Origin of the sequence: Sphingomonas sp. NIBR02145 (assembly GCF_027359115.1) — a bacterium.
In the GTDB taxonomy this organism is placed as follows: Bacteria; Pseudomonadota; Alphaproteobacteria; order Sphingomonadales; family Sphingomonadaceae; genus Sphingomonas; species Sphingomonas kyeonggiensis_A.
Window position 1 is genome coordinate 50,035 of the sequence record NZ_CP114791.1, and the last position, 14,366, is coordinate 64,400.

The 14,366-nt window shown below is 66.6% G+C and carries 10 protein-coding genes; 9 read left to right on the top strand and 1 reads right to left on the bottom strand.

Features of this window, described 5'->3' with window-relative positions; all coding sequences use genetic code 11:
• Positions 1-10: 10 nt before the first annotated feature.
• A complete protein-coding gene (locus tag O3305_RS00240; protein WP_269574648.1) occupies positions 11-3,778 on the bottom strand; it encodes a LamG-like jellyroll fold domain-containing protein in 3,768 nt (1,255 codons plus the stop codon).
• A gap of 410 nt (positions 3,779-4,188) precedes the next feature.
• Here O3305_RS00240 and O3305_RS00245 point away from each other — a divergent pair, with 410 nt between their 5' ends.
• From O3305_RS00245 to O3305_RS00285, 9 genes are all read left to right on the top strand, one after another.
• Positions 4,189-4,989, top strand: a complete 801-nt coding sequence (locus O3305_RS00245; protein ID WP_502958211.1) for a 2-keto-4-pentenoate hydratase — start codon at positions 4,189-4,191, stop codon at positions 4,987-4,989.
• Between the two features lie 39 nt (positions 4,990-5,028).
• The gene (locus O3305_RS00250) at positions 5,029-6,339 is read left to right on the top strand and encodes an MFS transporter (RefSeq protein ID WP_269574650.1); all 1,311 of its coding nucleotides are present in this window, start codon (positions 5,029-5,031) and stop codon (positions 6,337-6,339) included.
• 16 nt (positions 6,340-6,355) lie between these two features.
• Positions 6,356-7,798, top strand: coding sequence for a glucuronate isomerase (uxaC, locus tag O3305_RS00255; RefSeq protein WP_269574651.1), 1,443 nt, complete (start codon positions 6,356-6,358; stop codon positions 7,796-7,798).
• 63 nt (positions 7,799-7,861) lie between these two features.
• Positions 7,862-8,518 (top strand): RpiB/LacA/LacB family sugar-phosphate isomerase, encoded by a 657-nt coding sequence (locus tag O3305_RS00260; RefSeq protein WP_269574652.1) that lies wholly within the window; start codon positions 7,862-7,864, stop codon positions 8,516-8,518.
• A 37-nt stretch (positions 8,519-8,555) separates the two neighbouring features.
• Positions 8,556-9,389 carry a 5-dehydro-4-deoxy-D-glucuronate isomerase gene (gene kduI / locus O3305_RS00265; RefSeq protein WP_269574653.1) on the top strand — a complete coding sequence of 278 codons (834 nt, stop codon included), beginning with the start codon at positions 8,556-8,558 and terminating at the stop codon, positions 9,387-9,389.
• Positions 9,390-9,484: 95 nt separating this feature from the next.
• Complete coding sequence (kduD, locus tag O3305_RS00270; RefSeq protein ID WP_269574654.1) at positions 9,485-10,240, top strand: 2-dehydro-3-deoxy-D-gluconate 5-dehydrogenase KduD; 756 nt, start codon at positions 9,485-9,487, stop codon at positions 10,238-10,240.
• Positions 10,237-11,244: a sugar kinase gene (locus O3305_RS00275; RefSeq protein WP_269574655.1), complete on the top strand. Its 1,008-nt coding sequence runs from the start codon at positions 10,237-10,239 to the stop codon at positions 11,242-11,244. The genes kduD and O3305_RS00275 overlap by 4 nt, the downstream gene beginning before the upstream one ends.
• 45 nt (positions 11,245-11,289) lie before the next feature.
• Positions 11,290-12,618, top strand: coding sequence for a methyl-accepting chemotaxis protein (locus O3305_RS00280; protein ID WP_269574656.1), 1,329 nt, complete (start codon positions 11,290-11,292; stop codon positions 12,616-12,618).
• Positions 12,615-14,201: a carboxylesterase/lipase family protein gene (locus tag O3305_RS00285; protein ID WP_269574657.1), complete on the top strand. Its 1,587-nt coding sequence runs from the start codon at positions 12,615-12,617 to the stop codon at positions 14,199-14,201. The genes O3305_RS00280 and O3305_RS00285 overlap by 4 nt, the downstream gene beginning before the upstream one ends.
• Positions 14,202-14,366: the final 165 nt, after the last annotated feature.

The following is a 14,366-nucleotide window of genomic DNA, read 5'->3' on the forward strand; positions in this document are numbered from 1 at the left end:
ATCCTCCGGTTCAGTTGGTCAGCGTCACCACATTGTTCAGCTGCGTCACTTCCGCCGCATTGCCCGGCAGCGCTACACGCACACGCGCGGCGCCCCTGGGCAGGCTCAGGCGGATCGTTGCAGTCTTCGGGGTAAGGTCGAGCGGGGCGGCGAGGGCGGGAATGGCGGCGGTAGCCAGTGCCTTGCCCGATGCATCCTCGACCGTCAGCGTACCGCCGGCCGCTCCCTTCGCGCCCAGGCTATGGACCGTGACGGCGAGCTTGCCACCCTTCACCACCACGTCATCGCTGCCGATGCCGAGATCCGGCCGCGTGGCGACGTCCTCGCCCGGCGTCTTGAGTGTGAACTCGATCTCGGTGGTGGCGTGCGGCGCGAAGGTGACCCGCGTCGAGGCGCTGCGCTCGAGATGGAGCGCAGTGGTTGCGCCGTTCGTCACCATTTCCCATTCGCCGGCGGCCACGTTCCAGGTCGACATGTCGGCGCTCTGAGGGGTGTCGCCGGTGTTATAGGCGATCACCTTGAAATGCGTCGGCGTGGCGCCGGGAACGAGGATCGCGGTCTTCAGCGCGCCCTCGGGATCGTCGAAGCGCCAGCTGACCGCGTTGCCCGGCCAGGTCTGGTTGCGGCGAAGCGCAATGCCGCCGAGCCGCTCGCGCTGGAGGATCTCGTTGGGCTGGTCTACGCGGTCGGACCACCAATGGCCCTCGGTGTACATGTACTGGCGCTGCGACTTGTCCTCGATCGCCGCGGCATGCAGCGATTCCAGATATTTGGTATCGCCGGTCGCGTCCCAGGCGGCCCATTGCTCGAAAGCGCCGCCTTTCTTCGCCTTGTCGGTGAGCGTCTTCGACCAGTCCTTGTCGCCGCCGAGCAGCTTGATGACGTTCTCGTTGATGTCCTGCACCGAGGCGGGGCCGCTCTTGCCGACGCGGGCGAGGATCGGGCTCAGATATTTCGCGTCGCCGGTAAAGCGCCAGGCCGACCAGGCCGCCTGGATCGGGGTGGAGGCCCCGCCGCCATCGCCGGCGCGCTCGGCATCGGTGCGCCAGTTGATCTCGTTCGGCCAGGACCAGTTGCCCTTGGCATCCTGCTTGCCATGCGCCAGCAGCCCGTCGGTGACGCCGGTGATCAGGCCCTGGGCATCGGGATTGCCGTTGTAGAGACCGACCAGCGTGGGGGCGTGGAGGACGACCCAGCTATAGGGCTTCTGCCACTCGAACGGCCCCTCGCGGTACATCTTGCGCGCGCCATACCAGTTGCTGGCGAAGTGCATGTGGCCGGCGGCATTGGGCAGGATCACGCCCTTCAACGCCTTCACCGTCGCCATCAGCCGTTCGACCGCACGCGGCTCGCCCCAGTTCAGATAGAGGCGCTCGGCGTCCGAGTTCATCCCTTCCTCATAGGCATGGAGCTCGTCGGTGGTGATATAGCCGAGGCCGTTCACCATCATGCCGTTCTTGTAGACCGCCTCGGACAGGGCGCGCAGCGACGTGTTGATCTTGTCCGGATCGACGCCCATCAGCGCCAGCCCCGGCCATTGCTGGAGCAGATCGGTGTCGTCCGAGATGCCGCCGCCGAAATCGCCATAGGGCACCTGGCGGTTGTCGATCCACCAGTTCACGAACTGGCGGGTGATCTTCAGATCCTCAAGCTGGCGGAAGGCCCAGAGCGGCACGCCGGCCGGCGCTTCGGGCTGCTTGAAGTCGGGCAGGTTCTGCGGGCCGTAGCTGATATCCGCCCAGTAGCGCCGCCCCTCGACATTGTCGGGGTCGACCCGGAGCAGGTCCCGCACGTCGGCGAAGACGCGGGCATACATGGCGGCGCGCTTCGAGGCGGTGTGCTCCTCGACCAGGAAGCCCCAATTGTCCTTCACCTGGTTGAAGCGGTCGGCGACGTGCTCGCGCAGCGCTTCCTTGCGGTCCTTGAACACCAGGCGGATGTTCATGCCGTCGAGCGGTGCCGGACCGAAGTCCGGCGCGGCGGAGGCGACGGAGAGATAGAGGCTGTCATTGGTGAGGATACGGTCGCGCAGGTCGAGCCAGAGCGTGCGCGCTTCGCCGGGGCGGACCGAGATCGACAGGTCGATCATGTCGCGGCCCGGCCAGATCGGGTCCTTCACCTTGATGTTGAGCGGGATCAGCCCGTCCTTGCCGGGCGTCGCCTTGAGCGCGGGGATGTCGAGCGCGATGCCGTCCAGCCCGTCGCGGCTATTCTCCCAGCCATAGTTCCAGGCGCGCGCCAGCGCCCGGCCGGCAAAGGCATCGCCGAAGCCCGACGGGATCAGCACATGGACGATCGGCATCGCGCCCTCGACATGCGCGGCGGCACCGGTCGAGGCGGCGCTGCCCGCACCCGCGGCGGCCGAGCTGGCGCCGGGCGGCAAGGCGAGCACGGTGTTGCGCTCGTCAGCCGGATAGCGGCCGCGAATGAACTTGTTGAGCGGCGCGAGCGCGGCGAGATCGGCCGAGACCTTCGCGTCCACCGTGTAGTTGAGCTTGAACGCGCCCTCCGGCTCCTTGCCGGTGCCGACGTCATAGGCCCAGATTTCCTGGATCGGCTGTTCCTGCATCACATTGGTGAAGCGCAGCGTGCCGCCCTGTGCCTCGCCAAGCGAGGTGACGCTGCGGACTAAGCCCTGCGGACGCCGGGCCAGGCTGCGAAAGCTGCTGCCGTCGGCGGCATAATCGAGCGCGCCATAGGCGGCGCCGCGGATTTCGAGCCGATTGAATTTCTCGTCCTTGGGGACCGTGAGCGTGTAGGTCTTGCCGCCCTCGACATAGACGTTCCAGTCGGGCAGCTCGAAATAATCGTCGCGGCCGGGGAGCTTCGAGCGGTTGTAGACGCCGGGCCAGGTGGTCTCGGCGATGCCGTCCACGCCCTTCCACATCCACTCCTTCAGGTCCTTCGCGTCGGCGAACTCGACCTTGCGGACGCTGGTGACCTTGTCGGCAAGCACCGGCGGCGAGGCTGCGTCCCAGCCGAAGCGGTGGAGCCAGGCGGCGCGTTTGCCGGCATCGGCGATGGCGGGCGAGGGGGCGGGCTCAGCCTTGGCGGCGAGCGCGGCGATGCCGGCGGTGTCGAGCATGCGGTCATAGACGCGGATCTCGTCGAGATCGCTGCCACGCATGAAATTATAGCGGCTCTGCACCTGATGCGGCGCCATCACGCGGCCCGCCATGCCGAACTGGTCGAGCCCGGTATCGAGATCGGCCTTCTGGTCCTTGCGGGCGACTTCCTTGCCATCGACGAAGAGCCTGACCCCGACGCTCTCATCCCAGGCGAAGGCGATATGCTGCCAGGCGTCAGGTGCCGGCTTTTCGGGCAGCTTGAACGAGACGCGGACGCGCGAGAGATTGGCGTCGGTCACAAAGGCATCGAAGCCGTGGCCGTTCCAGTCGATGCGCAGGAACGCCATGTCCCAGCTGCTATGATCCGCATAGCCGACGCGGAAGATCACGAAGGGTGCTTCACCTACCGGCTCGCGGCTGCGCCAGAAGAAGGAGAGGGTGCCGCGCTGCGCCTGGATATTCCCGGCCGCGTTCCAGGCGATATAGCCGTCATCGGCCCAGCGGAACGCGCCGCCGATCGCGCCGTCCGGCACGTTGGTGACCTTGGTCTGGAAATTGGGGACCGCGTCGCCACGCGCCTTCTCCGCGGTGCCGTTCTTGTCGCCGGAGGCACGGAAGAGCAGGCCGTCGTCCGCGGTCTGGGCAAAGGCGGGGCCGGCGGAGAGCGCGAGAGCCCATGCCAGGGCGATGCTGGTGGACGTGCGGATCATGACATGCCTCTCTGAACCATAGCAGGACGGTCTCGGCCGCCTTTGTTGTCAAGCATGGCGACGGCTGACACCGGTGGCAATCCCTTTCTCGTTTCCGGCCTATTTCGACGATCCGACTTTAGGTGCGTTGACGGGCCAGCGTGACACCGGTAGCATTAGGCGACATTCCGCGGACCCGAGCAAAGCCGGGGCGCGGCCACTCGGAGAGGAGATCGCGCGCAAGTTACTCGACATGGTCCGGCACCGGCTCCGGCCTGTCTTTCCCGGATCCTGAGAAACCGTTGGAGGCGAGCGGTGATCGGGGCAGGCGAAGCGGGTGGAGCGGCGATGTCGGGCGGCGGCTGCATTTGTGCCAGCCGCGCGTGGCGAGCGGCCCTCACGCGACCGGAACAATGGGGAATATCAAGTTGATCGAAGGACGGGAACCGGCTGACGCCATCGCCCAGGCATTTGTTTCAGCTCGTCAGGCGGGCAATGCGCTGAACGACTATCCGGGCGATCTGCCCGGTACGCTCGACGAAGCCTATGGCATCCAGGAGCGCGCGATCGAGCTGTTCGGCGACAAGGTCGTCGGCTGGAAGGTTGGCAAGATTCCGGAGCCGCTCGACGCCACCTATGGTGCGAACCGCCTTGCTGGCCCGATCTTCGCCGATTCGGTGGTGACCGCCGGCGAGGGCGAAGTGCCCGACATGCCGGTGTTCGAGCAGGGCTTTGCCGCCGGCGAGGCGGAATATCTGCTGCGCCTGGGCCCGCTGCCCGAGAGCTTCGACCGTGCCTGGACCAATGAAGAGGTCGCGGAATATGTCGATGCGATCCATGTCGGCATCGAAGTGGCCAGCTCGCCCTTCCCGGGGATCAACGCGCACGGCCCGGCCGTGACCGTCTCGGATTTCGGCAACAATAACGGCCTGGTGATCGGCGCGGCGATCCCGCTCGACGCGGATTTCCTCGACTGGCCGGTTTCGCTGGTCATCGAGGACGAAGTGGCCGGCGAGGCGACCGCGAGCACGATGCTCGACGGTCCCTTCGGTGCTGTCCGTTTCCTGTTCGAGCTTGCCGCCAGCCGGCAGTTGCCGCTTGCCCAGGGGCAGTGGATCTCCACCGGCGCCGTCACCGGCGTGCATCCGGTTCGGGTCGGTGAGCTGGTCGATGCTCGGTTCGCGCAGGACTACAGCGTCAAGTGCCGTATTGTCGGCATCCACGACGCCTGATTCGGCGGTCGCGCGGCATAAAATAATAGGGAGAGAATGATGGCGAGTAAGGGAGAGGCGGCAGTCTCCGGCGCGGTTTCGCGCGTCGGTCGCTACCGCTGGGTGATCGTGGGGCTGCTCTTTGCCGCCACCGCCATCAACTATGTCGACCGGCAGATGATCGCGGTGCTCAAGCCCGATCTCTCCAAGGAACTCGGCTGGTCCGAGACCGACTACGCCAACATCGTCTTCTACTTCCAGGCCGCTTACGCGATCGGCTATCTCGCCTTCGGCAAGATCGTCGACGCGATCGGCGCGCGCTTCGGCTATGCCATCGCCGTCGTGATCTGGACGATCGCGCACGTGGCGCATGGCGGCGTGCACTCGGTGATGCAGTTCACCCTGGCACGCTTCGGCCTGGGCATCGGTGAATCGGGCAACTTCCCGGCGGGCGTGAAGACCGTCGCGGACTGGTTCCCGGCCAAGGAGCGCGCCTTCGCGGTCGGCCTGTTCAACGCGGGCTCGAACGTCGGCGCGATCCTCACCCCGCTGCTGATCTGGGCGATGGTGCCGGCGGTCGGCTGGCGCATGACTTTCGTAATCACCGGTATTTTCGGCGTGATCTGGCTGATCGCCTGGCTTGCCATTTTCCGCGACAAGCCGGCCGATCATCCCAAGGTGGGTGAGGCTGAGCTTGCCTACATCACCCAGGATCCCGCCGACCCCGTGGTCGAGGTGAAGAACCTGTGGGGCAAGCTGCTGGTCAAGCGCGAGACCTGGGCCTTCGCGCTCGGCAAGTTCTTCATCGACCCGATCTGGTGGTTCTACCTGTTCTGGCTGCCGAGCTGGCTGGGCAAGGAATATGGCCTGAACCTGACGAGCTGGGATTCGCCGACGGCGGCGATTGCGCTGGGCGCGATCTACCTGATCTCGGACGTCGGCTCGGTCGCGGGCGGCTGGCTCTCGGGCAAGCTGATGAGCACCGGCATGAGCGTAAACAAGGCGCGCAAGCTGACCATGCTGATCTCGGCCTGCTTCGTGCTGCCGGTGGTGTTCACCACCTTCTACGGCAATCTCTGGATCAGCGTGTTCTTCGTTGGGGTCGCCGCCGCTGCGCACCAGAGCTTCTCGGCGACGCTCTACACCATTCCTTCGGACACGGTGCCGCGCTTCGCGGTGGGTTCGGTCATTGGGATTGGTGGCACGGTCGGTGCCGTAGGCGGCATGGTCTTCTCGAAATACGCGGGCTATGTGCTCGACGTGATCGGCAGCTACGCGCCGCTCTTCATCGTCGCGGGTGCGGCGTATTTCCTGGCGCTGCTTTCGATCCACCTGCTTTCGCCGCGCCTCGAGCGCGCGGACGTCGCGTAACAGAGAGGATTGAGAGATGGCCCGGCCCCTGAAGCTAGACCCTGACCGGCTGTTCCCGGCGGAGGATCGTTCGCGGAGTATCGCGCGTGCGCTCTATGCCGAAGTGGCCGGGCTGCCGATCATCAGCCCGCACGGGCACACCGATCCGACCTGGTTCTCGACCAACACCAACTGGTCGAACGCCACCGAGCTGCTGCTCTCGCCGGATCACTATATCTACCGCATGCTCTATTCTCAGGGCGTGTCGCTCGATGCGCTGTGTGTGCCGAGCAAGGCGGGCATGCCAGCCACCGACCCGCGCGAGGCATGGCGGACCTTTGCCCAGCACACCTATCTGTTCCGCGGCACCCCGTCGTCGATGTGGCTGAGCCATGTGTTCGGCGAGGTGTTCGGCTTCGACGTGGCGCTCGATGCCACTACCGCCGATCTCTATTACGACACGATCAACGCCAAGCTGGCGACCGACGCGTTCAAGCCTCGCGCCCTGTTCGATCGCTTCAACATCGGTTTCCTCGCCACCACCGAGGGGCCGCAGGACGATCTGTCGCCACACCATGCGATCCATGACAGCGGCTGGAACGGACGAGTGGTCACCACCTATCGCCCGGACGCGGTGATCGATGTCGAGCATGAGCAGTTCGCCGGCGCGATGCGGATCTTCGCCGAGAAGACCGGCGAGGACGTATACAGCTGGGACGGCTATCTCGCCGCGCATCGTAAGCGTCGTGCGGACTTCCGGGCCGCCGGCGCCACCGCGACCGACCATGGCCACCCGACGGCGGCCACCGCGAACCTGAGCAAGGACGAGGCCGAGCGGCTGTTCCGCACGATCCTGTCCGACAGCTGGACCCCGCAGGATGCCGAGCTGTTCCGCGCCCAGATGCTGACCGAGATGGCGGCGATGAGCGCCGAGGACGGGATGGTGATGCAGATCCATCCGGGCTCTTTCCGCAACCATAATGGCGGGCTGTTCGAGAGCCATGGCCGCGACAAGGGCGCGGACATCCCGATGCGCACCGACTATGTGCATGCGCTCAAGCCGCTGCTCGACCGGTTCGGCACTTCGACCGATCTCTCGATCATCCTCTTCACGCTCGACGAGACTGTCTATGCCCGCGAGCTGGCACCGCTGGCCGGCCATTATCCGTGCCTCAAGCTGGGCCCGAGTTGGTGGTTCCATGACTCGCCCGAGGGCATGCGCCGCTTCCGCGAGCAGGTGACCGAGACCGCCGGCTTCTACAACACCGTCGGCTTCAACGACGATACCCGCGCCTTCCTGTCGATCCCGGCGCGGCATGATGTCGCCCGCCGCGTCGATTGCGCCTTCCTCGCGCGACTGGTCGCCGAAGGACGGCTGCTCGACTGGGAGGCCGCCGAACTGGCGCACGAACTCACCAACGGGCTGGTGCGCAAGGCGTACAAGCTCGACGAGGCGCCGCGCCGCGCGGAAGCCGCCTGACCCATTCACAGGGGCACTCCCAAGCCGGTCGCCCCGCCGGACAGTTACTAGAGGAACCGCACCATGAAGATCGCGCTGATCAACGAGAACAGCCAGGCCGCCAAGAACAGCATCATCCATGATGCGCTGACCAGCGTTGCCGAGCCGCTGGGCCATCAGGTCTTCAACTACGGCATGTATTCGGCCGAGGACGATGCCTCGCTGACCTATGTGATGAACGGCCTGCTCGCCGGCATCCTGCTCAATTCGGGCGCGGCGGACTTCGTCGTCACCGGCTGCGGCACCGGCATGGGCGCGATGCTTGCCTGCAACGCGATGCCCGGCGTGTTCTGCGGCCTGGTCATCGACCCGACCGACGCCTTCCTGTTCGGCCAGATCAACGACGGCAACGCCATCTCGATGCCCTATGCCAAGGGTTTCGGTTGGGCCGCCGAGCTGAACCTCAAGGACGTCTACGCCAAGCTGTTCGACGGCGAGCGCGGCCTCGGCTACCCGAAGGAGCGCGCCGAGATCATGCGCAAGAACCGCGGCATCCTGAAGGACCTCAAGGCGGTGACCTGCAACGACATGCTGACCGTGCTCAAGAAGGTCGACCAGGACCTGCTGCGCGCCGCGATCGCAGGCGAGAAGTTCGCCGAGTATTTCTACGCCAATTCGCAGGACGCCGAGATCAGCGCGTATCTGAAGAGCGTGACCGCACGCGAAGCCGAACCCGCCTGAACCTTCTCGTTACCGGTTGACCCAACGGAGCCCCGCCATGTTCGAACGGACTTATTACGCCACGCACCCCGACATGATGGAGTGCGTATCGAACGAGGAACTGCGCGACCGCTATCTGATCACGGACCTGTTCCGGGACGGTGAGGTCGTGCTGAACTACACCCATGCGGATCGCATGGTGATCGGCGGGGCGACGCCGGGTTCGGGCAGCATCAAGCTGCCCGACCAGGTCGAGCCGGCATCTGCGGCGGGGCATCCGTTCCTGGAGCGCCGCGAGCTGGCGGTGGTCAATATTGGCGAATCCGGGACGGTCACCGTTGATGGGGAGGGATTCGAACTGGGCAACAAGGATTGCCTGTATGTGACCATGGGCGCGGCGGATGTGCGGTTCGCGGGCGCCGGCGCGCGCTATTATCTGGTATCCTGCCCCGCCCACAAGGCATTCACCACCCGCAAGCTGGGCATCGCCGACGCCAACCGGCTCGACCGCGGCAGCCTGGAAGAGTCGAACGAGCGCTCGATCTACCAGCTCGTCATCCCCGGCGTGTGCGACAGCGCACAGCTGGTGATGGGCCTGACCACCCTCAAGCCGGGCTCGGTGTGGAACACCATGCCGTGCCACGTCCATGAGCGGCGCTCGGAAATCTACCTCTACACCGACCTGGGCGAGAACGACCGCGTCTTCCACTATATGGGGGAGCCGGACGCGCTTCGCCATATCGTGATCGCGAACCAGGAAGCGGTGATCTCGCCGCCCTGGTCGGTCCATATGGGCTCGGGCACGCGCGCCTATACCTTCATCTGGGCGATGGCCGGCGAGAACCAGGACTATACCGACATGAACGTCATGGACATCTGCCAGCTGGCTTGAGCCGAGACCCCGGAGCGGGCGGCGCCGATCGGCGCCCGCTACCCTTCCAAATACCCACCCGACACCTCCCGCACGGGAGGCGAGCGAGAGAAGCAATGACCAATCCCTTCGATCTTTCCGGCAAGGTTGCCGTGGTGACCGGTGCCAATACCGGCATCGGCCAGGGCATCGCCCTGGCGCTCGCCGCCGCTGGCGCGGATATCGCCGCCGTGGGCCGCACCCCGGCGCAGGAAACCGTCGAGAAGGTCCGCGCGCTCGGCCGCAAGGCGGAGATCATCTCGGCCGATCTCTCGAGCATCGAGCCTGTGGGCAGGGTTGTGGATGAAGCTGTGGATAAGTTGGGCGGGCTCAACATCCTGGTCAACAATGCCGGCATCATCCGCCGCAACGACAGCCTCGACTTCACCGAGGAGGATTGGGACGCGGTGGTCGACACCAACCTCAAGTCGGTGTTCTTCCTCTGCCAGGCCGCCGGCCGGCACATGGTCGCCAATGGCGGCGGCAAGATCATCAATATCGCGTCGATGCTCACCTTCCAGGGCGGCATCCGCGTGCCGAGCTACACCGCGTCCAAATCGGGCATCGGCGGCCTCACCAAGCTGCTCGCCAATGAATGGGCGACCAAGGGCATCAACGTGAACGCGATCGCCCCGGGCTACATCGCCACCAACAACACGGCGGCGCTGCAGGCGGACGAGACGCGCAACCGCCAGATCATGGAACGCATTCCCGCCGGACGCTGGGGCTCGCCGGAAGACATGGGCGGCGCGGCAGTTTTCCTCGCTTCCTCGGCGGCCGACTATATCCAGGGCCATATCCTTGCCGTCGACGGCGGGTGGCTGGCGCGATGAGCATCGTCTTTTTCGGTGAGCTGATGCTGCGGCTCTCGGCGCCCGGGCGCGAGTTGCTGCTGCAGACGCCGAAGCTCGACGTGAACGTCGCCGGGGCCGAGGCGAATGTCGCCACCGGCCTGGCCTGTCTTGGCCACAAGGTCCGGATGATCAGCGTGGTGGCGGACAATGCGCTGGGCGCGGCGGCGATCGGCGAGCTGCGCCGGCGCGGTGTCGATACCTCGACGATCGTCTCGGCACCCGGCCGGCTCGGCCTGTATTTCCTGACCCAGGGCGCGGGGCTGCGCGCTTCCGATATCGTCTATGATCGTGCGCATTCGGTGTTCGCCGAGCGCCCGGCCGATGTCTGGGACTGGGACGTGCTGCTCGAAGGCGCCACCCGGCTGCATCTGTCGGGCATCACGCCCGCGCTTGGCCACAATGCCGCCAGCGCCGCGATCGCCGCGGCGGAAGCTGCCGCCGCCCGGGGCATCCCGGTGTCGTTCGACGGCAATTACCGCGCGAAGCTGTGGGAAAGCTGGGACAGCAATCCCAAGGCGGTGCTGACCCAGCTGATCGGCCATGCCGACCTGCTGTTCGGCAACCACCGCGACATCTCGCTGCTGCTCGGGCGCGAATTCTCGGGCGACGGCGCCGATCGCCGGCGCGAGGCGGCGGAGGCTGCGTTCGCAGCTTTCCCGAAGCTCCAGACGATCGCCAACACCGCGCGCCATGTCGACGATGCCGACAGCCACCGGGTCTCGGCACGGGTCGATACGCGCGCCGGCGGCTACCAGACCGACGAAGTTCTGATCGCCGGCATCGTGGATCGTATCGGCGCGGGCGATGCCTTTGCTGCTGGTGTGCTGCACGGCCTGATCGAGAGCGGCGGCGACGCGAAGGCCGCGGCCGAAGCGGGGCTGGCGCTCACCGCGCTCAAGCATTCGCTGCCGGGCGATGCGAGCCTGTTCACGCGTGCCGATCTGGCCGCATTCAGCGAAGGCGGGTTCGACGTCCGCCGATGATCTGCCGGAGGCGAAATATCGCCCCGGAGAGGGTGGGGATAGCCGATGGGAGAGCATTTCTTACTCGCCGCTGAGGCGGCGTCCGAAGACCGTGACGCCGCGCAGCTGCGCACTGCCTATGCGATCGACGCGAGGTTCGAGGCCGAACTGGCCGAGGCCTGGCGCTTCATCGAGCCGCATATCGCGGGCGTGGCGCGCGAGCTGCTGGAACGGCGCGCGGGCACGGCCGTGCCCGATGCGCTGGTCCAGAGCCGGGTGGACTATGCCCGCGCCAAGCTGTCGCGGTCGATCGACCAGGCCTGGCTGGACCGGATCGTCGCCGAGGCCGATCGCATCGCCGAGGACGGGCTGGAATTCTCCACCGTCGCGGCCTCGATGCTGGTCGCGCAGATGCATATCCATGCGCTGTTCTTCGAGCTGAGCCGCGATCCCGACCAGCTCGAGCGGCTGACGCGGGCAACCCAGAAGCTTGCAGTGATCGAGTTCGAGATCATCGCCAGCCGCCTTCGCCAGATCGCCCGGCTGCGTGCGCAGGCCGTGCGCCGGCAGGAGCTGGCGGAAGTGCGGGCCGAGCTCACCGAATCGATCGCCAGCACCGCGCGGGCAAGCCGCGAGATCGCCCAGTTCACCGAACGCAGCGCCGCCGATTTGCTCAGCCTGCGGGCACCCGCTTCGGAAGTGGCCTCCGCTGCCGACCAGGCCGCGGTGGCGATGGGGGAATCCGCGCGCAGCGCCGCCGGGCTGATCACCGCCTATGAACGCGCCCGCGAGGATGCGTCCGCCGCCGCCGAAGTGGCGGGCAATGCCGATGCGATCGCGCTCAAGGGCAAGGAGAGCGCCGAGAGCCTTGCCGCGCACAATGCCCGGATCGAGGACGTGGTCACGCTGATCTCGCGCATCGCCCATCAGACCAAGCTGCTTGCCTTGAACGCCAGCATCGAGGCGGCGCGGGCAGGCGATAGCGGGCGCGGTTTCGCGGTGGTGGCGCAGGAAGTGCGCAGCCTCGCCGACCAGGCGGCCAATGCGAGCGGCGACATCACCGCGACCGTCCGCGAGGCGCAGGCCGCGAGCGGGGCGATGGCGGAGACCAATCGCGCGATCCTGGGCGTGGTGACCGAGCTGCTGGCGCGGGTGCGGGCGGTATCCGGCGAGATGGAAGCGCAGATGGCGACCGTGGCGGGCATCCTTGCCTCGATCGACGAGACGGCGGTCTCCTCGCGCGAGATCGCGGCGCTGATCGCGACGATCAGCCTGGAGGTGGGGCGGCTTGCCGGCGAGGCCGAGGAGGCGGGGCGCCAGGCGGCGCTTACCCGCGAGGCACTCGGCCGGATCGAGGAAGCGACGGGACATATCATCACGGGAGCGGGTCAATGAGTGGCGTATCGAGGCGTTCTGTTCTGGCGGGTGGGGCCGCGCTCACAATGGCGCCGCGCGCGGTGTTGGCGCAGGACAGCTATGGTGCGGATGCCCGTGCCGCGTTTGTGCGATGCCCTGCCGGAGACTTCTCCGCCGGCGGCTATGACGAGGCGCGGAAGGTCTGGTCGTTCAAGGGCATTCGCTACGGTGTCGCCGAGCGCTTCCGCGCGCCCAGGCCGGCACCGCGGGTGACGGGTTATCGCGCCGACAAGTTCGGGCCGATCTGCCCGCAGGGGAAGGGCGATCAGCCGGCGTCCGAGGACTGTCTGTTCCTCAACATCTGGATGCCCGAGGGCGCCGACCCGCGGGCGACGAAGCCCGTGATGCTCTACATCCACGGCGGCGCCTATTCGAACGGCACCGTCACCGTGCCGCTCAACGACGGCGCGAAGCTCGCCGCGACCGAGGATGTGGTGGTGGTGACGGTCAATCACCGGCTCAACGCTCTCGGTTATCTCTATCTCGCTCGCTTCGATCCGCGTTTCGCGGACAGCGGCAATCTCGGCCAGCTCGATCTGATCCTCGCGCTGCAATGGGTGCGGGAGAATATCGCGGCGTTCGGGGGCGATCCCAAGCGGGTGTTTGCCTTCGGCCAGTCGGGCGGCGGTGCCAAGATCGCGACGCTGATGGGCATGCCGGCGGCGAAGGGCCTGTTCCACTCTGCCGCGACGATGAGCGGGCAGCAGGTGACCGCCTCGGGTCCGATGAACGCCACCAGGCGCGCCCAGGCCTATCTGGCGAAGCTGGGGGTGAAGGAGGACAATCTCCAGCCGCTGCTCGACATGCCGGTGGAGAAGCTGGTCGATGCGCTCGACGCGACCGATCCGATCCTGGGCGGTGGCCTCTATTTCGGGCCGGTGCTCGACATGAAGTGGCTCACCCGCCACCCGTTCTGGCCGGATGCCAATCCGCAGAGCCTGTCGATCCCGATGATCCTGGGCAATACGCATGACGAGACACGCGCCTTCATCGATCCCAATTCGGCCAAGGTGAAGGGGCTGACCTGGGACAATATCGCCGAGCGGATGGCCCCGGAGCTGCGGATGGACCTGCTGCCCGAATGGGCGGTCGCCCAGTATCGCGCGCATTTCCCGCAGGATACGCCGGAGCAGCTCTTCTACCGGGCAACCACCGCGGGGCGCAGCTGGCCGGGCCAGTGGCTCGAGGCGGATGCGCGGGCGGCGGCGGGCGCCAAGTCCACCTGGGTCTATCAGGTCGATTTCCAGTCACCGACAAAGCCGGAGCGCGGCGCCCCGCACACGATGGACATCGCGCTCGCCTTCGGCACGCTCGACGCACCGGGATCGTTCACGGGCACCGGTGCCGCCGCGCAGAAGCTGAGCGCGCAGGTGATGGGCGCCTTTGCCGCACTGGCGCGCACCGGCCGGCCGGTGGCGAAGGGGCTGCCCGCATGGGCGCCCTATACGCTGCCCGGCCGCGCGACGATGGTGTTCGATGCGCCCAGCCGGCTGGTCCATGATCCGCGCAAATGGGAGCGCGAGCTGTGGGGCAGGGTGCCGTATATCCAGCCGGGGAGCTGACACTGCGATCGTCATCCCAGCGTTCTTTTCTCCGTCATCCCCGCGCAGGCGGGGATCCAGGGTTTCTCTGCCGGCTCGCCCGTGACTCTGGATCCCCGCCTGCGCGGGGATGACGGTAAGAGCGTTTGACACCGGTTTCCATATTGCTGCGCCGATAATGAAGTA

What these genes read in the sequence shown, in the direction of transcription:
- O3305_RS00240 (WP_269574648.1), bottom strand. Translation starts at nt 3,778, where the DNA reads ATGATCCGCACGTCCACCAGCATCGCCCTGGCATGGGCTCTCGCGCTC.
- O3305_RS00250 (WP_269574650.1), top strand. Translation starts at nt 5,029, where the DNA reads ATGGCGAGTAAGGGAGAGGCGGCAGTCTCCGGCGCGGTTTCGCGCGTC.
- uxaC (WP_269574651.1), top strand. Translation starts at nt 6,356, where the DNA reads ATGGCCCGGCCCCTGAAGCTAGACCCTGACCGGCTGTTCCCGGCGGAG.
- O3305_RS00260 (WP_269574652.1), top strand. Translation starts at nt 7,862, where the DNA reads ATGAAGATCGCGCTGATCAACGAGAACAGCCAGGCCGCCAAGAACAGC.
- kduI (WP_269574653.1), top strand. Translation starts at nt 8,556, where the DNA reads ATGTTCGAACGGACTTATTACGCCACGCACCCCGACATGATGGAGTGC.
- kduD (WP_269574654.1), top strand. Translation starts at nt 9,485, where the DNA reads ATGACCAATCCCTTCGATCTTTCCGGCAAGGTTGCCGTGGTGACCGGT.
- O3305_RS00275 (WP_269574655.1), top strand. Translation starts at nt 10,237, where the DNA reads ATGAGCATCGTCTTTTTCGGTGAGCTGATGCTGCGGCTCTCGGCGCCC.
- O3305_RS00280 (WP_269574656.1), top strand. Translation starts at nt 11,290, where the DNA reads ATGGGAGAGCATTTCTTACTCGCCGCTGAGGCGGCGTCCGAAGACCGT.
- O3305_RS00285 (WP_269574657.1), top strand. Translation starts at nt 12,615, where the DNA reads ATGAGTGGCGTATCGAGGCGTTCTGTTCTGGCGGGTGGGGCCGCGCTC.